The sequence below is a fragment of the Ruegeria sp. BG5 genome (assembly GCF_056538425.1).
Map to the genome: position 1 here is coordinate 62,826 of NZ_JBQFTC010000007.1, position 23,093 is coordinate 85,918.

21 protein-coding genes are annotated in these 23,093 nt (G+C 61.6%); 10 read left to right on the forward strand and 11 right to left on the reverse strand.

Annotation, left to right across the window (positions count from 1 at the left end; translation table 11 throughout):
- The 5 genes from xsc to ACR0KX_RS17960 all read left to right on the forward strand — a co-directional run bounded on the left by xsc (position 1) and on the right by ACR0KX_RS17960 (position 7,455).
- On the forward strand, positions 1-1,779 hold the full coding sequence (xsc, locus tag ACR0KX_RS17940; protein WP_170624552.1) for a sulfoacetaldehyde acetyltransferase: 1,779 nt from the start codon (positions 1-3) through the stop codon (positions 1,777-1,779).
- Between the two features lie 5 nt (positions 1,780-1,784).
- Positions 1,785-2,792, forward strand: a complete 1,008-nt coding sequence (gene pta / locus ACR0KX_RS17945; RefSeq protein WP_170455139.1) for a phosphate acetyltransferase — start codon at positions 1,785-1,787, stop codon at positions 2,790-2,792.
- A gap of 88 nt (positions 2,793-2,880) precedes the next feature.
- On the forward strand, positions 2,881-5,694 hold the full coding sequence (locus ACR0KX_RS17950; RefSeq protein WP_170455141.1) for a molybdopterin oxidoreductase family protein: 2,814 nt from the start codon (positions 2,881-2,883) through the stop codon (positions 5,692-5,694).
- A 109-nt stretch (positions 5,695-5,803) separates the two neighbouring features.
- Positions 5,804-6,568: a 4Fe-4S dicluster domain-containing protein gene (locus ACR0KX_RS17955; protein ID WP_480708649.1), complete on the forward strand. Its 765-nt coding sequence runs from the start codon at positions 5,804-5,806 to the stop codon at positions 6,566-6,568.
- The gene (locus ACR0KX_RS17960) at positions 6,568-7,455 is read left to right on the forward strand and encodes a dimethyl sulfoxide reductase anchor subunit family protein (RefSeq protein ID WP_480708650.1); all 888 of its coding nucleotides are present in this window, start codon (positions 6,568-6,570) and stop codon (positions 7,453-7,455) included. Before ACR0KX_RS17955 ends, ACR0KX_RS17960 begins: the two co-directional genes overlap by 1 nt.
- A 146-nt stretch (positions 7,456-7,601) precedes the next feature.
- Here the strand turns inward: ACR0KX_RS17960 and dapA are convergent, their stop codons facing one another.
- Positions 7,602-8,474: a 4-hydroxy-tetrahydrodipicolinate synthase gene (dapA, locus tag ACR0KX_RS17965; protein WP_480708651.1), complete on the reverse strand. Its 873-nt coding sequence runs from the start codon at positions 8,472-8,474 to the stop codon at positions 7,602-7,604.
- A gap of 135 nt (positions 8,475-8,609) precedes the next feature.
- Here dapA and ACR0KX_RS17970 point away from each other — a divergent pair, with 135 nt between their 5' ends.
- On the forward strand, positions 8,610-10,583 hold the full coding sequence (locus tag ACR0KX_RS17970) for a lytic transglycosylase domain-containing protein (protein WP_170624560.1): 1,974 nt from the start codon (positions 8,610-8,612) through the stop codon (positions 10,581-10,583).
- On the opposite strand, the gene ACR0KX_RS17975 is transcribed toward ACR0KX_RS17970, so the two are convergent.
- The gene (locus tag ACR0KX_RS17975; protein ID WP_170624562.1) at positions 10,557-11,426 is read right to left on the reverse strand and encodes a DMT family transporter; all 870 of its coding nucleotides are present in this window, start codon (positions 11,424-11,426) and stop codon (positions 10,557-10,559) included. The genes ACR0KX_RS17970 and ACR0KX_RS17975 overlap by 27 nt on opposite strands.
- Positions 11,423-12,088: a tRNA (5-methylaminomethyl-2-thiouridine)(34)-methyltransferase MnmC2 gene (mnmC2, locus tag ACR0KX_RS17980; RefSeq protein WP_170455152.1), complete on the reverse strand. Its 666-nt coding sequence runs from the start codon at positions 12,086-12,088 to the stop codon at positions 11,423-11,425. Before mnmC2 ends, ACR0KX_RS17975 begins: the two co-directional genes overlap by 4 nt.
- Positions 12,089-12,143: 55 nt before the next feature.
- On the opposite strand from mnmC2, the gene ACR0KX_RS17985 reads away from it, so the two are divergent.
- A complete protein-coding gene (locus ACR0KX_RS17985) occupies positions 12,144-13,178 on the forward strand; it encodes an NAD(P)/FAD-dependent oxidoreductase (protein WP_170624564.1) in 1,035 nt (344 codons plus the stop codon).
- Between the two features lie 36 nt (positions 13,179-13,214).
- Here the strand turns inward: ACR0KX_RS17985 and ACR0KX_RS17990 are convergent, their stop codons facing one another.
- From ACR0KX_RS17990 to ACR0KX_RS18000, 3 genes are all read right to left on the reverse strand, one after another.
- Positions 13,215-13,754 carry an NAD(P)H-dependent oxidoreductase gene (locus tag ACR0KX_RS17990; protein WP_170455157.1) on the reverse strand — a complete coding sequence of 180 codons (540 nt, stop codon included), beginning with the start codon at positions 13,752-13,754 and terminating at the stop codon, positions 13,215-13,217.
- Between the two features lie 87 nt (positions 13,755-13,841).
- Positions 13,842-14,513: a YiaD family glycine zipper/OmpA-like lipoprotein gene (locus tag ACR0KX_RS17995; protein WP_170455159.1), complete on the reverse strand. Its 672-nt coding sequence runs from the start codon at positions 14,511-14,513 to the stop codon at positions 13,842-13,844.
- Positions 14,514-14,638: 125 nt separating this feature from the next.
- Entirely contained in the window at positions 14,639-15,322 is a 684-nt protein-coding gene (locus ACR0KX_RS18000) for a helix-turn-helix transcriptional regulator (RefSeq protein WP_170455161.1), read from the reverse strand.
- Between the two features lie 103 nt (positions 15,323-15,425).
- Between ACR0KX_RS18000 and ACR0KX_RS18005 the strand changes: the two genes are divergently transcribed.
- The gene (locus tag ACR0KX_RS18005) at positions 15,426-15,617 is read left to right on the forward strand and encodes a hypothetical protein (RefSeq protein WP_170455163.1); all 192 of its coding nucleotides are present in this window, start codon (positions 15,426-15,428) and stop codon (positions 15,615-15,617) included.
- A gap of 2 nt (positions 15,618-15,619) precedes the next feature.
- On the opposite strand, the gene ACR0KX_RS18010 is transcribed toward ACR0KX_RS18005, so the two are convergent.
- Positions 15,620-16,303, reverse strand: coding sequence for an RluA family pseudouridine synthase (locus ACR0KX_RS18010; protein ID WP_480708652.1), 684 nt, complete (start codon positions 16,301-16,303; stop codon positions 15,620-15,622).
- A gap of 60 nt (positions 16,304-16,363) precedes the next feature.
- On the opposite strand from ACR0KX_RS18010, the gene ACR0KX_RS18015 reads away from it, so the two are divergent.
- Positions 16,364-16,774, forward strand: coding sequence for a nuclear transport factor 2 family protein (locus ACR0KX_RS18015; protein WP_170455167.1), 411 nt, complete (start codon positions 16,364-16,366; stop codon positions 16,772-16,774).
- Between the two features lie 2 nt (positions 16,775-16,776).
- A complete protein-coding gene (locus ACR0KX_RS18020) occupies positions 16,777-17,487 on the forward strand; it encodes an SGNH/GDSL hydrolase family protein (protein WP_170523931.1) in 711 nt (236 codons plus the stop codon).
- On the opposite strand, the gene rarD is transcribed toward ACR0KX_RS18020, so the two are convergent.
- The 4 genes from rarD to ACR0KX_RS18040 all read right to left on the reverse strand — a co-directional run bounded on the left by rarD (position 17,478) and on the right by ACR0KX_RS18040 (position 23,087).
- On the reverse strand, positions 17,478-18,383 hold the full coding sequence (gene rarD, locus ACR0KX_RS18025) for an EamA family transporter RarD (protein WP_170523928.1): 906 nt from the start codon (positions 18,381-18,383) through the stop codon (positions 17,478-17,480). The genes ACR0KX_RS18020 and rarD overlap by 10 nt on opposite strands.
- A gap of 267 nt (positions 18,384-18,650) precedes the next feature.
- Entirely contained in the window at positions 18,651-21,104 is a 2,454-nt protein-coding gene (locus ACR0KX_RS18030; protein ID WP_170624569.1) for a GcvT family protein, read from the reverse strand.
- Between the two features lie 89 nt (positions 21,105-21,193).
- Positions 21,194-22,177 (reverse strand): GlxA family transcriptional regulator, encoded by a 984-nt coding sequence (locus tag ACR0KX_RS18035; protein ID WP_480708653.1) that lies wholly within the window; start codon positions 22,175-22,177, stop codon positions 21,194-21,196.
- A 16-nt stretch (positions 22,178-22,193) separates the two neighbouring features.
- Positions 22,194-23,087 carry a homocysteine S-methyltransferase family protein gene (locus tag ACR0KX_RS18040; RefSeq protein ID WP_480708654.1) on the reverse strand — a complete coding sequence of 298 codons (894 nt, stop codon included), beginning with the start codon at positions 23,085-23,087 and terminating at the stop codon, positions 22,194-22,196.
- Positions 23,088-23,093 lie beyond the last annotated feature (6 nt).

Genomic DNA, 23,093 nt, shown 5'->3' on the forward strand with positions numbered 1-23,093 from the left:
ATGAAAATGACCACGGAAGAAGCCTTTGTTAAGGTTCTGCAAATGCACGGGATCGAACATGCGTTCGGGATCATTGGCTCGGCGATGATGCCGATCTCGGACCTGTTCCCGAAAGCCGGGATCATGTTCTGGGACTGCGCCCACGAGGGTTCGGGCGGTATGATGGCCGACGGTTACACCCGCGCCACCGGCAAAATGTCGATGATGATCGCGCAAAACGGCCCCGGCATCACCAACTTCGTGACCGCCGTTAAGACCGCTTACTGGAACCACACTCCGGTTCTGCTGGTCACTCCGCAGGCGGCCAACAAGACCATAGGTCAGGGCGGCTTCCAGGAGATGGAGCAGATGCGCATGTTCGCAGACTGCGTTGCCTATCAGGAAGAAGTACGTGACCCGTCGCGCGTGGCCGAGGTTCTGAACCGCGTGATCATGAACGCCAAGCGCGCCAGCGCCCCGGCGCAGCTGAACATCCCGCGCGATATGTGGACCCAGGTGATCGACATCGAACTGCCCAAGATCGTCGATTTTGAACGTCCTTCGGGCGGTGAAGATGCGGTTGCTGCGGCGGCCGAAATGCTGTCGAACGCAAAGAACCCTGTCATCCTGAACGGTGCCGGTGTTGTTCTGGCCGACGGCGGCATCGAAGCGTCGAAAGCCCTGGCCGAGCGTCTGGACGCCCCGGTTTGCGTTGGCTACCAGCACAACGACGCCTTCCCCGGTTCGCACCCGCTGTTTGCCGGTCCTCTGGGCTATAACGGCTCGAAAGCCGGTATGGAGCTGATCAGCGAAGCTGACGTGGTTCTGGCCCTCGGCACCCGCCTGAACCCGTTCTCGACCCTGCCCGGTTACGGCATCAACTACTGGCCGACAAACGCCAAGATCATTCAGGTCGATATCAACCCTGACCGCATTGGCCTGACCAAAGACGTCAGCGTTGGCATTATCGGTGACGCGGCCAAAGTCGCCAACGGCATCCTGTCCCGCCTGAGCGGCACTGCCGGTGACGAAGGCCGTCAGGCCCGTAAGGACCGCATCGCCCAGAAGAAATCCGCATGGGCGCAGGAACTGACCTCGATGACCCACGAGGATGACGATCCGGGCACCACCTGGAACGAGCGTGCCCGTGCAGCCAAGCCTGACTGGATGAGCCCTCGCATGGCGTGGCGCGCCATTCAGGCCGCGCTGCCGAAAGAGGCGATCATTTCGTCCGATATCGGCAACAACTGCGCCATCGGCAACGCGTATCCCGCGTTCGAAGAAGGCCGTAAGTACCTGGCCCCCGGCCTGTTCGGTCCCTGCGGTTACGGCCTGCCCGCCATCGTCGGCGCAAAAATCGGCCAGCCGGACGTTCCGGTTGTGGGCTTCGCCGGTGACGGTGCATTCGGTATCGCGGTGAACGAACTGACCGCAATCGGCCGCGAAGAATGGCCCGCCGTAACTCAGATCGTCTTCCGCAACTACCAGTGGGGTGCGGAAAAGCGGAACTCGACCCTGTGGTTTGACGACAACTTCGTCGGCACCGAGCTGGACACCAAAGTCTCTTATGCCGGTATCGCGCAGGCCTGTGGTCTGAAAGGCGTCGTTGCACGCACTCAGGACGAGCTGACCGCAGCGCTGAACCAGGCCATCGAGGATCAGAAGAACGGCATCACCACCCTGATCGAAGCCATGATCAACCAGGAATTGGGTGAGCCCTTCCGCCGTGACGCAATGAAGAAGCCGGTTGCTGTTGCAGGCATCGACGGCGCAGACATGACCCCGCAAGCCGAGGCCTGATCGCAGTGAAGCCCCTGCGTCAAATTCTTGGGGCTGCGACCAGTTCCAAAAAGATCATCGCCCTTGCCGAGGGCGATGATCCACGTGTTGTAGAAGGTGCGCTGAAAGCGCGTGCCGAAAACGCCGCCGACATCATCCTTGTGGGTGACCAGGCCAAAGTGACCGCTCTGCTGTCGGAACTGGGCGGAGCAGATGTTGACGGGATCGACATCCACGACCCGGCCACATCCCCCCACACAGATCGGTTCGCCGCGGCCTACTATGAGCTGCGCAAACACAAGGGCATGACGCCCGAAAAGGCGCGGGAATTGATCAAAAGCCGCCTGAACTATGCCGCGATGCTGGTCCATCTCGGGCTGGCTGATGGCACCGTGGGCGGCGCGGTTGAAACCACCTCGGACACGGTGCGCGCGGCGTTGCAGATCATCGGCAAGGCACCAAACGCCCATATGGTGTCCAGCTTCTTTCTGATGATCTATGACCGCGACCACCACGCGGTTCAGGGCGTTCATCTCTTTGCTGATTGCGGTCTGGTCGTTGATCCCGACGAACGGGAACTGGCCGAGATCGCACAGGCATCGGCTGCGTCCTACCATGTATTGACCGGAGACGCGCCGCGCGTTGCCATGCTGTCCTTCTCGACCAGCGGCAGCGCCAATCACCCCAAAGTTTCAAAGGTGATCGAAGCCACCCGAATCGCCAAAGCCGCCAGCCCGGATCTGCTGATCGACGGAGAGTTGCAGTTCGACGCCGCCTATGTGCCCGAAGTAGCCAGCAAAAAGGCCAAGGATTCCCCTCTGGAGGGGCAGGCGAATGTATTTGTCTTCCCCAACCTCGATGCCGGAAACCTGGGCTACAAGATCGCGCAGCGCATCGGCGGGGCCGAGGCCATCGGGCCGGTGCTGCAAGGCCTGGCGAAACCGGCAAACGACCTGTCTCGGGGTTGCTCTGCCGACGATGTGCTGCACATGATCGCAGTGACGGCAGTGCAGGCGCAACAGCCTGAAACCTAGAACCAGCCCGGACAAAAACCGGGCGACACAACGACTTTGACCTGACCGGAATGCCAGGAGGGTCTGATAACCAGCAAAAGGGACGTACATGAACCAGCCCGTTATCGACACCAGCCCCAAAGTCTCGGACGAGGTGCGGAAGACCACCTGTTACATGTGCGCCTGTCGCTGTGGCATCAATGTGCATATGAAGGATGGCAAGGTCGCCTATATCGAAGGCAACCGCGATCACCCGGTCAACAAGGGCGTGTTATGCGCCAAGGGCAGTGCCGGGATCATGCAGGTCAACGCACCCTCGCGCCTACGCAAACCGCTGCGCCGGGTCGGCCCGCGCGGATCGGGCGAATTTCGCGAGATCGAGTGGGACGAGGCGATCAGCACCGCCGTTGGCTGGCTCAACGAGCTGCACGAAACCGCGCCGCAGAAACTGGCCTTTTTCACGGGCCGCGACCAGAGCCAGAGCTTCACCTCATTCTGGGCGCAGAATTTCGGCACCCCGAACTATGCGGCCCATGGCGGGTTCTGCTCGGTCAACATGGCTGCTGGCGGTATCTACACGATGGGCGGCGCGTTTTGGGAATTCGGCCAGCCCGATTGGGACCATACCAAGCTGTTCATGCTGTTCGGCGTGGCCGAAGACCATGACAGCAACCCAATCAAGATGGGCATCGGCAAGATCAAGAAACGTGGCGCACGGGTAATCGGCGTGAACCCGATCCGCTCGGGCTATAACGCTGTGGCGGATGACTGGGTCGGGATCACACCGGGCACCGATGGGCTGTTCATTCTGTCGCTGATCCACGTGCTGATGAAGGCGGGCAAGATCGATCTCGATTACCTCAGCCGCTATACCAATGCTCCGGTTCTGGTAAATGCCGCAGAAGGGCCAGAAAAAGGCCTGTTCCTGCGCGATGCCGACGGCAAACCGCTGGTGATCGACCGGGCAACGGGCGAACCAACAGCCTTTGACAAACCGGGCGTCCGCCCCGACCTGTCGGCCACCTACGAAAAGGATGGCGTGACCCACCGGCCTGTTTTCCACCTGATGGCCGAAAAATACCTGTCCGACGATCACGCCCCCGAGGCCGTGGCCGAGCGCTGTGGCATCCCGGCCAGCCGCATCCGCGCCATCGCCGCCGAAATCGCCCGCGTCGCCTTTGACGAGGCGATCGAGCTGGACCATGAATGGACCGATTTCCGGGGTGAAACCCATTCGAAAATCATCGGTCGCCCGGTCAGCTTCCACTCGATGCGCGGGATTTCGGCCCATGCCAACGGCTTCCAGACCTGTCGTGCGCTGCATGTGCTGCAAATCCTGTTGGGCACGGTCGAGGTTCCCGGCGGCTTCCGCTTCAAACCGCCCTATCCGAAACCGGTCGAGGCGCACCCGACCCCCCATGGCGACCGCCGTCCCGGCCGTCCCCTGAACGGGCCGCATCTGGGCTTTCCGCGCGGCCCCGACGATCTGCTGCTGGATGACAACGACAACCCCATCCGCATCGACAAGGCCTTCACCTGGGAAAACCCGATGTCGGCCCACGGGCTGATGCATATGGTGATCTCGAACGCCGCTGCGGGCGATCCTTACAAGATCGATACGCTGTTCATGTATATGGCGAATATGTCATGGAACTCGTCCATGAACACCAAGGGCGTGATGGAGATGCTGACCGCCAAGGATGATGACGGCAATTACGTCATTCCGAACATCATCTACTCGGATGCCTATTCGTCCGAGATGGTGGCCTATGCCGACCTGATCCTGCCGGATACCACCTATCTGGAACGGCACGACTGTATCTCACTGCTGGACCGCCCGATCTGCGAGGCCGACGCCGCCGCCGACGCGATCCGCTGGCCGGTGATCGAACCGGACCGCGACGTGCGCGGCTTCCAGTCGGTGCTGATAGAGCTTGCCAACCGCATGAACCTGCCCGGCTTCACCAACGAGGATGGCAGCGCCAAGTGGAAGGATTATGCCGACTATATCGTCAACCATGAACGCCGCCCGAATATCGGCCCGCTGGCCGGATTCCGCGGTGAAAACGGCGACAAGGAAGGGCGCGGCGAGGTCAATCCGGAACAACTGAACCGCTATATCGAAAATGGCGGCTTTTATGTGGCCCACATCCCCGAAGGTGCCGATTACTACAAACCTTGGAACACGGCCTATCAGGACTGGGCCGTGGGCATGGGCCTCTACGACAGCCCGCAACCCTATCTGTTCCAACTCTACTCGGAACCCATGCGCAAGTTCCAGCTTGCTGCCGAAGGTCACGGCGACCGACAGCCGCCCGAACATCTGCGCCAGCGCATCAAAGACAAGATGGACCCGCTGCCGATCTGGTACGAAACCGACCAGCAGGGCAACGAGGGCTTCACCGTCAACGCCCTGACCCAGCGACCGATGGCGATGTATCACAGCTGGGGCACCCAGAACGCGTGGCTGCGGCAGTTGCACGGGCGCAACCCGCTTTATGTGCCGACCAAACTGATGCGCGAACACGGGCTGAAGGACGGCGACTGGGCCAAGGTCAGCTCTCCGCATGGCGAGATCACCGTGCCGGTTATGGAAATGGCGGCGCTGAACGAAAACACCGTCTGGACATGGAACGCCATCGGCAAACGCAAAGGTGCCTGGGCCCTGCAAGAAGACGCGCCTGAGGCGACCAAGGGCTTCCTGCTGAACCACCTGATCCACGAGTTGCTGCCGGCAAAAGGCGATGGCATGCGATGGGCCAATTCCGACCCGGTGACAGGTCAGGCCGCCTGGTTCGACTTGAAGGTGAAAATCGAAAAGGCCAGCCCGCCGCCAGATACCGAAAGCCAGCCTGAATTTGACGCAATCAAGTCACCCGTCGGCACTGGCCCGAAGGATATTGCATGGAAGGTTGGAAAATGACCCAACTCCATTCTTCTTCTGTTCAAAAATACCTCGGGGGTGAATTGAGCCGCAGGCTCAAGAGGGGGCTGGCCCCCTCCCCCACCCTCACAAGCAGAGGTTCACTGACATGACCCAGCTCCCTCAATCCACTGACCGCAAAATGGGTCTGGTCATCGACCTGGACACCTGCGTCGGCTGCCACGCCTGCGTGATTTCCTGCAAGGGCTGGAACACCGAAAACTACGGCGCGCCCCTGTCTGATCAGGACGCTTATGGCGCAAACCCGTCAGGCACCTTCCTGAACCGCGTGCATTCATACGAGGTGCAACCCGCCGAAGGTCATGCCCAACTGATTCACTTCCCCAAATCCTGCCTGCATTGCGAAGACGCCCCCTGCGTCACCGTCTGCCCCACCGGGGCCAGCTACAAGCGGGTCGAGGATGGGATCGTTCTGGTCAACGAAAGCGACTGTATCGGTTGTGGCCTGTGCGCTTGGTCCTGCCCCTATGGCGCACGCGAACTGGACATGGCCGAAGGTGTGATGAAGAAATGCACCCTCTGCGTCGACCGGATCTACAATGAAAACCTGCCCGAGGTGGACCGCGTGCCTTCCTGCGTGCGCACTTGCCCGGCAGGAGCCCGCCATTTCGGCGATCTCAGCGATCCCGACAGCGATGTCAGCAAGCTGGCGGCCGAGCGTGACGGCATGGACCTGATGCCCGAGATGGGCACCAAACCCGTCAACAAATACCTGCCGCCTCGGCCCAAGGATACAGTCGAGGATCGGATCGATATTCTGGCCCCGCTTCTGGCCCCCGTGGCCGAAGAACCCAAAGGCTTCATGGGCTGGCTCGACAAAGCCCTCGACAAATTGCCCGGAGGGACAAGCTGATGCATCCCGCACCATCCGTCATTATCTTTACCACCCTGTCCGGTCTGGGCTTTGGTCTGTTGTTCTTTCTGGGGCTCGGCCTGCCCGACGTGTCGGGCGTGGTGGCCTTTGTCTTCTTTGCCATCGCCTATGCGCTGGCGGTCGGCGGGCTGATGGCCTCGACCTTTCACCTTGGTCACCCGGAACGGGCCTGGAAGGCCTTTACCCAATGGCGTTCCAGCTGGCTCAGCCGTGAAGGCTGGTGTGCCGTTCTCGCGCTGGTCGTCATGGGGCTTTATGCGATTGGCGCGGTATTTCTGGGTCAGCGGTGGGGCTTGCTTGGACTGCTGGGCTCGCTGTTCTCGCTTGCGACCGTGTTCACCACGTCGATGATCTACACCCAGCTCAAGACCATCCCGCGCTGGAACATGAAACTGACCCCTGCAATGTTTCTGAGTTTCAGCCTGGCCGGTGGGGCCTTGCTGGCCGGGCAAACCTCAATCGCCTGGCCGTTGCTTCTGATCGCGGCGCTGATCCAGATTCTATACTGGCAGCAAGGCGACAGCGCTTTTGCACGGTCCGGAACAAACCTTGGAACCGCAACCGGGTTGGGCACGCGCGGAGATGTCCGGGCCTTTGAGCCACCCCATACCGGCACCAACTACCTTCTGCGCGAGTTCGTGCATGTGGTGGGGCGCAAACATGCGCAGAAGCTGCGTGTGATGTCGTTCGGTCTGGGATTTGTCCTGCCGCTTCTCTTGATCGTCCTGCCGTTCGAGGGCGTCATCGTGAAGCATCTTTTTGCGCTGCTGGCTGTGGCCTCTCATCTGGCGGGCGTTGCCATGTCGCGCTGGTTGTTCTTTGCGCAGGCCGAACATGTGGTCGGGTTGTATTATGGCAAGCGATAGGTAGGGGGGCCAGCCCCCCTCTTGAGCCTGCGGCTCAATTCACCCCCCGAGATATTTCTGGCCAGATGAAGTCTGGATCCGGGCGGAAATAGAAAGGGCGGCGCTCGGGGATCGAGGCCGCCCTTTTTGCTTGGATTTGTTTTGGTTCAGATCAGACCGGCATGGGCCATGGCTGCGTCGATGGCTGCTTTGGTGCTGTCTTCCAGGGTGGTCAGCGGCAAGCGGACCTCTTCGCTGCACCGGTCCAGTTTGCTGAGCGCGTATTTTGCGCCCGCCAGTCCGGGTTCGATAAAGATCGCCTCGTGCAGTGGCATCAGGCGGTCCTGATAGGCCAGTGCCGTCGCATAGTCGCCCGACAAGGTGGCCTGCTGGAATTCGGCGCAGAGTTTCGGGGCCACATTGGCGGTCACCGAAATACAGCCGACACCGCCATGGGCGTTGAAGCCAAGCGCTGTCGCATCCTCACCCGACAGCTGGCAGAAATCAGCGCCGCAGCTGGCGCGTTGCTGGCTGACCCGCGCCAGATCGCCGGTGGCGTCTTTGACGCCGACGATACGCGGCAACTTGGCCAGCCCACCCATGGTGGCGGGCGACATGTCAATGACCGAGCGGCCGGGGATGTTGTAGATGATGATCGGAATGTCCGCACACTCGTGCAGGGTCGCGAAATGTTCGATCAGGCCGCGCTGGGTTGGCTTGTTGTAGTAGGGTGTCACGACCAAAGCCGCGTCCGCGCCGACCTTCTTGGCGAATTGCACAAAGCGCACGGCCTCAACCGTGTTGTTCGATCCGGCGCCTGCGATGACCGGAACACGGCCTGCCGAGGCTTTGACGACCTCTTCCACAACCGTCTCATGCTCATCATGGCTGAGCGTTGGGCTTTCCCCGGTGGTGCCCACCGGCACCAGCCCGGTCGATCCGCACTCGATCTGCCATTCGACCAGATGTTTGAGCGTATCCAGGTCCAACTCGCCGTTTGCAAACGGGGTGACGAGGGCTGGCATAGAGCCTTTGAACATGACACGCTCCTTAGGGTGCAGTTTTCGTGTTTTTTACATCGCGGGCCATCACGATTTAGGCTTTGTGAGTTGATCCCGGCGGCGCAAGGTTTATCCTCACAGCCTCTATCCTTGGTTGGTTGGGAAATGCAAGGCATGACACGCGTTCTGGGCCTGTTGGTGGCCGTGATTCTGTATTCCACATTGTCAACACACCCAGCGCAGGCAGACGCCGCCGCCGATCTGCGTGCCGGGCTCAGCGAGATGCGCAAAGGGGACTGGAACGAGGCACTGCGTGTGTCCGGGCAGCGCGGGTCTGTTTCGCGCGATATCATTGTCTGGCACTGGCTGCGGCAAGGGTTTGGCAGTTCCGGCGATGTGCTGGTGTTTCTGGATCGCCGCCCGGACTGGCCAGGCCTGGCTTGGCTGCGCCGGAAAAGCGAGCCGTCTTTTACGGGCGCGGACCCCGATCGGGTGCTGAAGTTCTATGCCGACACACCGCCCCAAACAGCAGAAGGCGCGCTGAACTATGCCGTGGCGCTGATGGCCAAGGGACAACAGGGCGAGGCGCAGGCCGATGTCGTCACAGCCTGGCGTACGATGCCGATGGGGTCCGGGTTGCAGAAGGATTACCTTGAGAATTTCGGCAAGCTGTTGAAGCCTCATCATGCGGCGCGGCTGGACCGGATGTTATGGGACGGTCATCTGGTCAGCGCAGCGCAGATGTTGCCCTTGGTCGGCGCAGATGACCGCAAACTGGCCGAGGCTCGGATCGCGTTGCAAAAGCGCGCGCCGGGGGTCGATGCCAAGGTTGCGGCGGTTCCAAAGACGGTCGCAGACGCGCCGGGACTTGCCTTTGATCGTTTTGTCTGGCGCGACCGGAAGGAACTGGACGACAGCGCCATTGATCTGATGCTGGCCCGATCGACCAGCCCCGAAGCCCTAGGTGAGCCGGACAAATGGGCCGAAGGGCGGCGCAGGCTGGCGCGGCTTGAGATGCGGCAGGGCAGCGCCGCGCGGGCCTATCAGATCGCCGCCAACCACCATATGACGCCTGAGATGGGCTATGCCTATGCCGATCTGGAATGGCTGGCCGGGTTTCTGGCCCTGCGCAGGCTGGACGACCCGGCAACTGCCGTGCGCCATTTCCAGAATTTCTCGACCGCCGTGCAGTCCCCAATCTCGAAAGGGCGTGGAGGGTATTGGCTGGGCCGCGCCCATGCCGCGCAGGGCAATGCCGAGAAAGCCTATGAGGCCTATGCGGTCGGGGCCGACAATCAGACCTCATTCTACGGGCTGCTGGCGGCTGAACAGATCGGGCGTCCGTTTGATCCTGAACTGGCCACCCCCCGCCGTGCACCGCATTGGCGGCAGGCGGGGTTCGCCGATTCCAGCGTTCTGGAGGCGGGGTTGCTGCTGTTGAAAGCGGGCGAGGACAATCTGTCGGAACGGTTTTTAACCCATCTGGTCGAAGGCCTCGACCCGGTTCAGGCCAATCAGCTTGGCGATCTGGCGATTGAGTTGAACGAACCGCATCTGGCGGTGATGATCGCCAAGCGTGCGGCCACCACCGGGACGGTTCTCCCAGCGGCTTATTACCCGGTCCATCCCGTCGCCGATATGGGCCTGCCCATGGCCAAGGAAATGACGCTGGCCATTGCCCGCCGCGAAAGCGAGTTTGATCCGGTTGTGATCAGCGGTGCGGGCGCGCGGGGTCTGATGCAGGTGATGCCGGCCACGGCGAAACTGGTGGCGCAGGAGTTGGGGATACTCAGCGGGCATCAGACAGGTCGGTTGACCTCGGACTGGCAGTATAACGCCAAGCTGGGGGCCAATTACCTGTCCGGGCTGGCGGCGGATTTCAACGGCAATGTGGTCATGATGGCGGCAGGCTATAACGCCGGGCCAAGGCGGCCGATCTCATGGATGCAGCGCTATGGCGACCCGCGCCGGGGGCAGGTGGATGTGGTCGACTGGATCGAGACGATACCGTTCAGCGAGACCCGCAACTATGTGATGCGTGTGGCCGAAAGCCTGCCGGTCTATCGGGCGCGGCTGGGTAAACCGGCCCTGCCGATCCCGTTCTCGCAAGAACTGACCGGGTCAACTCTGGCGGCGTTCGCGCCATAGGGTGAACAGGCCCGCCGCCACGACAAAGGCGGCCCCGACGACAACTTCGGGGCGCAGCACCTCACCAAAGATCGAGATGCCTAAGGCTGCGCTCCAGACAAGGTGGAAATAGGCGAAGGGTTGAACTGCACTGGCCTCGGCCATTTCATAGCACTTGATCAGTAGCCAGTGCCCAAGCGCGCCGCTGACGCACAGCACCGCCATCCAGCCCCAGTCGCGCGGGGCCATGGGTTCCCAGAACCACATACCGACAAGCGTCATTGCGACTGCGCCGGACACGCCGGTCCAGAAAAAGCTGGTGGCCGTGCTGTCGCGGCGCGCGGCATAGCGCGTCAGAAGGCCATACAGGGCAAACATCAGGGCCGAGATCAGCGGGATGATGGCCCATGGGTTAAACACGCCGACGCCCGGTTGCAGGATGATCAGGACCCCGATACAGCCAACACCAATCGCCGCCCATCTGCGCCAACCCACCTTTTCGCCCAACACAGGGCCGCTGAGGGCCGCGACAAGCAGCGGATAGCAGATGAAGACCGCCATACTGTCGATCAGGCCCAAAACGGTGAAGCTGAACACGGCGACGCAAATCTCACCTGCCAGCAGGATGCCGCGAAAGATCTGCAGCCCAAGTTGACTGGTTCGTGTGGCCGCGCCCAGCCCACCCGATGACCGCGCGGCCAGAGTGATAACGAAGGCCGCAAAGAACCAATAGCGGATCATCACAACCATGTAGGTGTTGTATGTCCCGGCCAGATGGCGCGAGATTCCGTCCTGCAAAGCAAAGACGATGGTGGCACCGATCATCAGGGCGATGCCTGCACGGACGTTGTTTTGCTGCGTCATGCTTTGACCGCCCGTGTCATGTGGCGTTTGCGGCCATAGCCGGGGGTTCGGGTCACGTCGAAACCGGCGTCCTCAAGTCCCCGCCGCACGAATCCGGCGGCGGTGTAGGTTGCGGCGGTGCCGCCTTTGACCGTGTGGTCGGCGACCTGCTGCATCAGGTCCGCGCCCCAAAGCTCGGGGTTTTTGGCGGGCGAGAAGCCATCCAGAAACCACGCATCCGCCTTGTCCTGCCAGTCGCACAAGGTCTGACGCGCATCGCCTACGACAACGGTCAGGTCCAGCGTTTCCAACTGGCATCCACCCCCCGCCCATTGTGCAAGAAATCGATCCGCCCAGGGCGTCAATTCGGGAAATACCGCCAAGGCCCGCCGCATGTCCTCGAGCTCCATCGGATACGCTTCGAAGCTTGTGAACCTCAGCGGGGTCGTGTGACCTGACTGCTCCCATACCGACCAAGCGGTGAGCATGTTCAGCCCGGTGCCAAAGCCCAGTTCGGCAATGTGAAAACCGGGCGCAAAGCGCGCAGGCAGGTCGTTGCCCGCAAGGAACACATGGCGCGTCTCTTCAACCCCGTTTTGCAGCGAGTAATATGGGTCGTCGAAACGATCCGAGACGGGTATCTGATCCTCGGTCCATGTGACCTCGGCGCGCTGGTCTGCCATCGGGGAATCCTGTAGCTAAGCGGCGCGACACTGAACAAGGAAAAGGAATTTGGCAATGGTCGATGTGACGGTCCGCGGCGCTGGGATTTTCGGCCTGTCCATCGCCTGGACCTGCGCGCGACGCGGCGCGAAAGTGCAGGTTGTCGACCCCTTTGGCCCGGGCGCGGGCTCCAGCGGCGGTCTGGTCGGGGCGCTGGCTCCGCACGTGCCCGAGAACTGGAACGCCAAGAAGGCCTTTCAGTTCGACAGCCTGATCATGGCCGAACCCTTCTGGACGCAGGTCGAGGCCGTCGGGGGCGTTTCAGCGGGATACGGGCGGCTGGGGCGCATCCAGCCAATTGCGGACCAGCGCAGCCTTGATCTGGCGCGCGCGCGGGAACTCACGGCACAGGAACTGTGGCAGGGCCGGGCCGCGTGGAGGGTGATCGACGTGGCTGAGGCCGGATCATGGTCCCCGCCCAGCCCGACCGGCTATGTCATCCATGACACCCTGACCGCCCGCATGCACCCGCGCCGCGCCTGTGCCGCGCTGGTGGCGGCTTTGGCGGTCATGGGGGTCGAGGTTGTCGCCAACGCACCCGATGCTGGCCACGTCGTGCACGCCACCGGGCTGGCCGGTCTGCAAGAGCTGAGCGACGCTTTCGGCAAAACGGTCGGCAATGGCGTGAAAGGGCAAGCGGCGCTGTTGCGGTTTGATGCGGGCCCGGTGCCGCAGCTGTTTGCGGATGCGATCCATATCGTACCCCATGCGGACGGAACTCTGGCCATCGGCTCGACCTCGGAACGCGGTTACGACGATCCCACCAGCACCGACAGCGCGCTGGACGATGTGATCGAACGGGCGATGCAGGCGGTTCCCGTGCTGCACGGGGCCGAAGTGATCGAGCGTTGGGCCGGTGTTCGCCCCCGCAGCAAAAGCCGCGCGCCAATGCTTGGGGAACACCCGCTGCACCAAGGGCAGTTCATCGCCAACGGAGGGTTCAAGATCGGTTTCGGCATGGCCCCGAAGGTGGCCGAGGTCTTGGCCGATCTGATCCTGGACGAGCGCGACACGATCCCGGATGATTTCCGGCCCGAAGCCTCGCTGTAACACTGGCACCACCGGTGGGGCGGCCGTGACCGCGCGTTATGCGATCAGGCCACGCAGCTTCTGCATCAGGGTGCCCAGTGACTTTTCATACCGCGCACTGACCAGCCTGCCCTGTTCGTCGAATTCGTTCGAACTGTTGGCCAGATGAATCTCGGGGCCTTGCAGGATCATCGGCTGGAACGGCACCATATAGGCGCGCAGGATCATCTGCGCCCGCTCCCCGCCCGCGCGGCCCGCCGCCGCCGACATCACGGCAACCGGCTTGTCGGCCCATGGGTTGCCCTCGGTCCGGCTGACCCAATCCAGCGCGTTCTTCAAAACGCCCGACGGCCCCTTGTTATATTCCGGGGTCGAGATGATCACCGCATCCGCCTGCTCGATCTGATCCCTGAGCGTTTGGACCATGGCCGGGATGCCCTCACCCTCTTCCAGATCACCATCGTAAAGCGGCAGGTTCAGATCGGCTTCGACAAAGCTGGCGGGGTCAAACAGGCGCGCGGCCTCGCGCAGCAATTTGCGGTTGGTTGCGTTCTGGCGCAGGGACCCGGACAGGCCCAGCAGCGTGGGGTTGGACATCGGGGGAAACTCCGTTTCGTTGTTTCCCCATAGTTAGACCGGGACAGGCTCGATCCAAACCCCGTTTCTTGCACAGGTGCTGCGCGATCAGGCGTTGCCGCTGGGAACGATCACAATCTCGACCCGGCGGTTCTGTGCCTTGCCCGCAGGTGTCAGGTTCGAGGCAACCGGGTTGTTCTCACCCTGCCCGATGGTGCGAATGCGGTTGTAGTTCACACCGTTGGCCTGAAGAATATCGGCCACCGCATTCGCACGACGTACGGACAGGCCCTGGTTATAGGCGGCGTCGCCATCGCTGTCTGTGTGCCCGATGATCTGCACGTTCGAATTCGGGTAGTTCACCAGATTCTGGCCAACGCGCGTCAGATCGGCGCGCAGGGCCGGGCGCACGGTGGCGCTGTCGGTGTCAAAGGTGATGTCATTCGGCACGGTGACGATCAGGCGATCCCCGGCATTGACGATGGTGATCCCGTCATTGGCCAGTTGCTGGCGCAGTTCAGCCGCCTGCTTGTCCAGTTGATTGCCGATCAGGCCACCGCCCGCCGCGCCAATGGCGCCTCCGGCCAATGCACCCAGCAGAGGGTCGGAGTCATTGGCAATCGCGCCAACACCCGCGCCGACCAGCCCACCGATAATGGCGCCCTGTCTGGCGTTCTGGTTGGGATCACTGGGCAGGTTCAGCGTGCCCGGATCGGTACACGCCGCCAATGCCATCGCCGAGCACAGCCCACTTGCCATAAAAAACTTGGAAATCGTCATGATGTCACCTTCTGCTCTGGCCCCCGTTTGTTCGGGTTTGCCTTGTTCAGCGCAGTATATCACGGCGTCTGCAGGCAGGCTCAAGCAACAAGGCGGTGAGGTCGGCGATTCCCCGCCAAGACGGGTTACTGGGCTGCGGTCACACCCTCCTGTTCGTTCCACAGATCGCGCAGGGATGCACCCTGGCCGCCAAAGCTCTGACCCGTAGCCTCGCAGGCCCAGATACGGTCGGTTCTGAAATGCCGGAAGGCGCTGCGCAGCTCGCACCACCCTGCCAGCATGGTGCATTCGATGTGATAGATCAGGGCCACGGGCCGGACGATCCGTTCCGAGCGTTGGCCTTCGCCGCTGACATAAGTGATGCGGATTTTCTGCTCGGCCCGGATTGCCTCGCGATATTGCGCGACCGGAATGCAACCCTTGGCCGGATCATCGAGCGGTGCTCCCCAGGTTGCGACTTGTAGCCAGTCCGCCGGGCAATGCAGCGCGTCGATCTTCTGGCAGATCCGGTTGGCCGCCCGCTGCAGGTGGCTGTCGCCTGTTCGGGCCAGCATCGACAGACCCACCCACAGCGCCTCAACCTCCTCGGCGTCGAAATTCAGCGGCGGCAGGTCATAGCCACGCCGCATGATGTAGCCAACCCCGGCCTCGCCCTCGATCGGCGTACGCTGGGCCTGCAATTCGGAAATGTCGCGATAGACGGTGCGCACGGATACCTCCAACCGTTCGGCCAGTGCATCCGCCGTGACCGGCACATCCGAGGCGCGCAGGATCTGGATGATTTCAAACAACCGGGACGAACGGCGCATGGTGATCTCCGTGACAAGTACTGACACTTTAGCACAGCCCCCTGACAGGGTGGTGTCAGGAGTATTGGGCGAGGCTGGGTCAGCACAAGAAAAGGAGGCAACCATGCCCAGCCGCGACAATCACGTGATGATGACCCTGAAACTGGACCGCTGGTCACAGGACCACAGCCTGCGCGCCTTTGAGATCGAGCGCGAACTGGCATCCGCGCGGCATTGCGAAAAGGCAACGCCGCGCAAACGCACACGGCGCTTTTCTCTCGGCAATCTGAAAATGCTGTGGGGCAGCGCCGTTTAAGATCAGAAATCCGCAGGTGCCCTGAATTTCATCGAAACACCACCTTCGGGATGTTTCAATCGCAACTCCTCGGAATGCAGCATCAGGCGCGGGTAATCCCGAGCCGCACCTTCGGCATAGAACGGGTCACCCAGAATCGGGTGGCCCAACGCTTGCATGTGAATCCGCAACTGATGCGACCGTCCGGTTTTGGGAAACAGACGCACGCGCGTCGTGTCGCCGTCGTATTTCACCACGCGCCAATCTGTGACGGCCGGCTTGCCGGTCTCATGGCACACCATTTGGCGCGGTCGGTTGGGCCAATCGACGATCAGCGGTAAGTTTACCGTCCCCGTCTTGGCCTCAAGGTGCCCCCAAACGCGCGCGACATAGGTTTTTCGGGTCTGGCGCTGCTCGAACTGCATACTCAGATGCCGCTGCGCATGAGGTGTCTGGGCAAACACCATCACGCCCGAGGTATCCCGATCCAGCCGGTGCACCAACAGGGCCTGCGGAAACGCCGCCTGTACCCGGGTCAGCAGGCAATCGGCCAGATGCTCGCCCCGCCCCGGCACGGACAACAGGCCCGAGGGTTTGTTCGCCACGATCAGTTGCGCATCTTCGTGCAATATATCCAGCGGTGTCTGGGGGGGATCATAGGTCTCGCTCATGCGGCTGTGCCTATCGCAGAGTGCCCCTTCCCGCAACGTCGTCCTTGCGTGCCGCGCAGTGATCGTAAACCTTTGAGATCAGCAAGGGGAGAGGACATGCATCCAACAATCCAACGTATGCAAGAGGTTGTCGCCAAGGGCGACGAGACGCTGATCCATGAGCTTCTGGCCGAAGACGTCCGGTTCATGCCACCGACCTATTACAGCACGTGGACAGGCCGCGCCCCGGTTGCGGCTGTGCTGGGTCACGTCGGACAGGTTTTTTCCGATTTTCGCTATCGCCGGGTCATGGGCGACGGCAACGATTGGGCGCTGGAGTTCCAATGCAAGGTCGGCGATCTGGATGCAGTCGGCGTGGACCTGATCACCCTGAACAACGATGGCCTGATACAGCAATTCGAGGTCGCCATGCGCCCCCACAAGACCATCGGAGCCCTGCGTGAGGCGATGATGGCCCGCGTAATGAGCGACCCGCGCTTTCTGGAATTCAAATCCGCGCTCAGCTGAACATGCCAAACCCGATTGCCGCCGATCAGATTTTGCGCCTGCCTCTGCTGCCTGTTCTGGCAGTTCAAGGGCTGACCGTGCGCCGCAAGGCCCAGATGTTGCCCGAACCCATCGGGCCGCGCGAAGGGCGCACCGGGCGCGGGCCGCGTCTGCGTCTGTTGATCACGGGTGACAGCTCTGCCGCCGGGGTCGGTGCGGGCACGCAGGATCAGGCGCTTTCGGGTCAACTGGTGAACCGACTGTCCCGGCATCACTCGGTCGAATGGCGGCTGGAGGCCACGACGGGGCACACGACCCAGGACACGATCGACCGCCTGCTTGGGATTCAGGGCGAATTCGACGCCGTCGTCACCGCGCTTGGGGTCAATGACGTGACCCGTGGGGTTACATACCGTCGCTTCCTCGACCGGCAGAACCAGTTGGCGAAACTGCTGACGCAACGGTTTGGCGCGCGCAAGGTTGTGGTGACCGGCGTTCCCCAGATGCACCGCTTTCCCGCCTTGCCACATCCTCTGGCCTGGGTTCTGGGGCGCCAATCCGCCCGGCTGGATCGCGGATTGCAACAGGTCGCAGCGGCCCACCCGCAACTCAAGCATCTGACACTGGACTTACCCGACGATCCGGCACTGGCTGCGCCGGACGGGTACCATCCAAGCCCCAAAGCCTATGCGATCTGGGCCGACAAAGCCGCACGGCTTTTGCTTCAGGCCTGAGCCCGCGCCTGCCGGATCATCGGGATCGAATACACCACCAGAGCCGACCAGATCAGCGGGAAGGCGATCATGCGGCCCCGGTCGATCTGTTCTCCGAACACGGTTACAGCCGTGATGAAGATCATCGTGGGTGCGATATATTGCAGAATTCCCATCGTCGACAGGCGCACCAGCTTGGCCCCGTTGGCATAGACCAAAAGCGGCACTGCGGTGACGACCCCTGCGCAGGACAGCAACAGCGTGTCCGACAGCCTCACTCCAAAATGGCCCGAGCCCTGAACACCCAGCCAGGTCACATAGACCAGCGCGGGGATCAGCAGGATCAGAACCTCAAGCAGAAAACCCTGATTTGGGCCAATCGGTAAAGATCGTTTGAAAAACGCATAAAAGCCCCAGGTCACCATCAGACTCAGCGCAGCCCATGGCAGGCGCCCGGCTTCCAGAACCAGAACCACAACGCCCAACGCCGCAAGACCGATGGCCAGCAATTGCGTACGCGTCAGCGACTCTCGCAACAGCAGGGCACCCAGTGCGATACTGAACAGCGGGTTGATATAGTACCCCAAAGCGGCATCCAGCGCGTGGCCGGTTGAAATCGCCCAGACATAGATCGCCCAGTTAATGGAAATCAGCGCTGCCGTCACAGCGGCCATGCCCAGCATCTTGGGATTGCCAAGCGCCGCCTTCAAATCCCGCGTGCGTCCAAGAGCAACCAGCAACAACCCCGCCACCGGCACTGACCAGATCACACGATGCGCCACCACCTCAAAGGGGCCCAGATGATCCAGCGCCTTCATGTAAAGCGGAAGAAACCCCCACAAAACATAGGCCGTGACAGCCAGAGCAAGCCCCTTGGGCGTGTCCACGTTCTGGGAAGGTACGGGCGTGTCTGCCACGGGGGAACTCCGGTTGATACCGGACCGGTTTACGGCAGATCAGCGGCGCTTGAAAACTCTGAAAACCGTGAAGTCCCATATAACGAATTGTGATGGGTCGCCCACGTACGGCGCGCGAAAGGCGCTGTTGCGAATGCGAGGCTCTGCCTCGCACTCCGAGATATTTTTGGCCAGATGAAGAGCGGATCCCCTGCTTCATCTGGCTATAAATACCTCGGGGGAGTCGCCCCGAACGGGCGGCGGGGGCAGAGCCCCCTGCCCCCTTCGTCACAGTTTCACACGCTCGGATTTCGGGTCGTACATCGGCTTTAGCGAGGCTTCGGCTTTCACCTTCACACCACACACGTCGATCTCGTAGGTTGAGGCCAGAACATCCGCCGCTTTCTCGCCCTCGCAGGGCACATAACCCATGCCGATGGCTCCGCCCAGCGTGTGGCCGTAGTTGCCGGAACTCAGATAGCCCACATATTCGCCGTCGCGGATGATTGGTTCATTGTGGAACAGCAATGGCTCTGCATCGGTCAGCTTGAACTGCACCAGACGGTTTTTCGGCCCGCTTTCCTTGCGCACGATCACAGCCTCGCGCCCGATAAAGTCGCAGCCCTTATCGACCTTGACGGCAAAGCCAAGGCCCGCATCAACTACATGATCCTCGCAGGTGATGTCATGACCGAAATGGCGGAAGCCCTTTTCGATCCGGCAACTGTCCATCATGTGCATACCGCACAGTTTCAGCCCGATGTCCTGACCGGCCTCATGCAGAGTTTCAAAGACATGGCCCGCCATGTCGGAGGAAACATAAACCTCCCACCCAAGCTCACCCACATAGGTCACGCGATGGGCGCGGGCCAGGCCCATGCCGATCTCGATTTCCTGCGCGGTGCCAAACGGGTTGGTCGCGTTCGAGAAATCGGCCGGAGAGACTTTTTCCAGCAGCGCGCGCGCATTGGGGCCCATGACGGCCAGCACGCCCTCGCCTGCGGTGACATCGGTGATGACCACGTTGAAACCACCGGCATTGCGCTGCATCCAGGTCTGATCGGCCAGACGCGTCGCCGCAGGGGTAACGACCAGATAAGAGGTCTCGGTCAGGCGGGTGACGGTCACATCCGCCTCGATCCCGCCCGAGCGGTTCAGGAACTGGGTGTAGACGATCTTGCCATTGGGCACCGCGTAATCACCGCCGCCGATATAGTTCATGAACGCCTCGGCATCCGGGCCTTCGACGCGGATTTTGCCGAAGGACGACATATCATACATGCCGACATTCTCTCGCACGGCACGGTGTTCGGCTGCCGAGTTTTCGAACCAGTTCTGGCGCTTCCAGCTGTACTGGTATTCGCGTTCCTGCCCTTCATTGGCAAACCAGTTGGCGCGTTCCCAGCCCGCGATTTCTCCGAACACGGCCCCGTGTTCCTTCAGGTGGTGATGGAACGGTGTCCGGCGCACGCCACGTGCGGTGGCCTTCTGGCGATAGGGGTAGTGGTCGGCGTAAAGCAGGCCCAGCGTCTCTTTCGAGCGCTCGAACAGGTACTGTTTGTTGCCCTGAAACGGCTGCATCCGGCTGATATCCACGTCACCCAGATCGAACGGTTTCTCGCCGCTGTCCATCCATTCGGCCAGCGCCATACCCGCGCCACCGGCGGACTGGATACCGATCGAGTTGAACCCGGCGGCGACCCAGACATTGTCCATCTCGGGCGCAAGACCCAGATGATAGGCGTCGTCTGGCGTGAAGGATTCCGGGCCGTTGAAGAAGGTATGAATCCCCGCCTCGGCCAGCATCGGCATCCGCTCGCAGGCGGCCTCAAGGATCGGCTCAAAGTGGTCGAAATCCTCGGGCAGTTGGTCAAACTCGAAACTGTCGGGGATGCCATCCATCGCCCAGGGCTTGGCGTTGGGTTCGAACGCGCCCAGCATCATCTTGCCCGCGTCTTCCTTGTAATAGGCGCATTCGTCCGGCACGCGCAGCACCGGCAACGGGGTCAGGCCGTCGATCGGCTCCGAGACGATGTAGAAGTGTTCACACGCGTGCAGCGGCACGTTCACGCCGGCCATGCGGCCAACCTCGTGCCCCCATATGCCTGCGCAGTTCACCACCATGTCGCATTCAATGTGACCCGAGGCGCTGCCGTCATCCGCAACCCAGTCCACACCCGTAACTTTGCGGCCCTGTTTGACGATATCGGTGACTTTGATCCGCTCCTTGACGATCCCGCCCCGCTGCCGCGCGCCCTTGGCCAGCGCCAGCGCAATGTTTGCCGGATCGCCCTGCCCGTCCAGCGGCAGGTAAACGGCACCTGTGACAGCGTCGAGATTCAGATGCGGGTACATCTCCTGCACGCGCTCGTTCGAGATTTCCTCGACCTCGACACCAAAGGCGCGGGCCATGGCGGCCTGACGATAGATCTCTTCCTTGCGTTCTTCGGTCAGGGCCACGGTGATCGAGCCGACCCGCTTGAACCCGGTGGCAACGCCGGTTTCCTCTTCCAGCGCGCCGTAAAGCTCCTGACTGTATTTCGCCAGCTTGGTCATGTTGGCCGTCGCGCGCAGCTGCGCAATCAGGCCCGCCGCGTGCCATGTGGTGCCGCTGGTCAGTTGCTTGCGTTCCAGCAGAACAACATCGTTCCAGCCTTTCTTGGTCAGGTGATACGCGACCGAACATCCGACGACGCCACCGCCGATGATGACCACGCGGGCCTTGTTGGGAAGATCAACCATTTTGACGACTCCGCTTTGTCAGGTTTTCATCTGCATGACACGAAAGATCGACACAGAATCCATCAAAAACGTCACCGCATCCGCAAAAATCATCTTTGGGCGGATTGTCTCTTTTGCCGACGCATCACGAAGGGCGTTACGCCGAAGAAACTTTTGTAGACCGAGGAGAATCCGTTCGGGAACCCGCAGGCCAGTCCGATTTCGCGGACGCTCATGGTGGTGTTCAGCAGCAGGTTGTTGGCCTTGGCCAATCGCATTTCACGGTAGAACCCGTTGGGTGTGGTGCCGAAGAAGGCCTTGAACTTCCGCTCAAGCGATCTGTTCGAAATGCCAAGCGCGTCCACCAGTTCGTGAATGGGCAAAGGGTCCTCGATATTCGCCTGCATCAGCTTGATGCACTGATCCAGCTTGGCATCGCCTGTTGCCGTGGTTTTCGCGCCCGAGAAGGGTTGCATCGACGCAAAGTCGCGAATGTTCTCGTGCAGCATGATGTCGGCCACGGTCATCTGTGTCGGGCCCGAGATATGGCGACCGATCACAGACAGGGCGATATCGGTGGTCGCGCTCATACCGGCGCAGGTCACCACCCCGCCCCGTTCGGTGGCGATGGACAGCGTAGCCTCGAAACGGGCGCCGCGTTCACGCAGGAAAGAGGCGTTTTCCCAATGGGTTGCCAGATCCGCAGTGCCCTGTTCGTCGATATACCGGCTGGCGGCTTCGGCCAGCAGGAAGACCTGCGCACCGCGATAGGTATAGTCCGAGACGATCCGCCCCAGGGACAGATCCGGGTGGTCCGGGTTCGAGTTGCCGATAACGAACAGATAAGCCGCGTTGGGGTGCGCCGACACGACCTCGGTCGCGACGGTCGCGTCGCTGCTGCTGGCCACGGCATCGCCGCGCAGAGATCGGTAGCTATACGAGAATGGCGGCGTCGGACTCACCCGGTTGGCAATGCGCAGAACATCCACCAGTGACGCGAGTTCCAGCAGCACAAATCCGGGCGCGACCAGAATGTCAAAATGGATCGGGTCAGCGGTCTGATCCGCCGAAGCTGAATTGTTTTTCTTTTTCATTCAGCCCCCATTCGGTTCAGACGATCTGATGACCGGCAGCCACAAGGCGGTGGGCCAGTGCCCCGATATGGTCCGGGCCGATCTCGCAGCATCCGCCAACAATCGTGGCCCCCTGTTCCACCCAAGTCATCGCGTGATCTGCATAGGCGTCGGGGCCAAGGTCATGGCGCTGCTGAAGGCTGTCAACGGTTGGCGCATCCTGCAAAAACCCGTCGGCGATATGGGTGAAACCGTTGGCATAGGCACCGTAGGGCAGCCCCATACCGGACAGGATGTCCAGTGCCGCGGGAACAGCCTCGGGCCGGGTGCAGTTGATCAGCAAAGCCTGCGGTTGGTACTGCGCGACCAAAGGCGCGATCAGCTCCAAAGCCTCGCCCGAGCGCAACCGCGTGCCGTCATCATCCATGGCCGACAGGGCCAGCCACACCGGCTTGCCGCAGCCTTCCGTGCTGCGCAGGGTGCCTTCGGCCTCGAGCACTGAAGACACGGTTTCGATCAGAAACAGGTCCACGTTATTAGCCATCAACGAGACCAGTTCGCCGAACTTCTGTGCCGCATCCTCGGGGTCAGGTTTCAGATCAGGCCGGTAGGTTGCCAGAAGCGGGCCGAGCGATCCGGCCACCCGCCCTGCCGTACCCTGTCGCGCGGCATTGGCCTGCGCGACGGCTGTTTCAACCAGGGTTGCAAGCTGATCCTCGATCCCTTCCCGCACCAGACGCGAGCGATGAACGGCGTAGGTGTTGGTCGTTGCCACGGTCGCGCCGCGCCGGAAATACTCGGCATGAACGTCGTGGACCAGTTCGGGGTGATCGATCATCACCCGTGTCGACCACAATGGCGTGGGGCGTTTTCCACTGCGTTTCACCAGCTCTTGCCCGATCGAGCCATCCAGAAGGGTGATATCGGCCATGTTTCC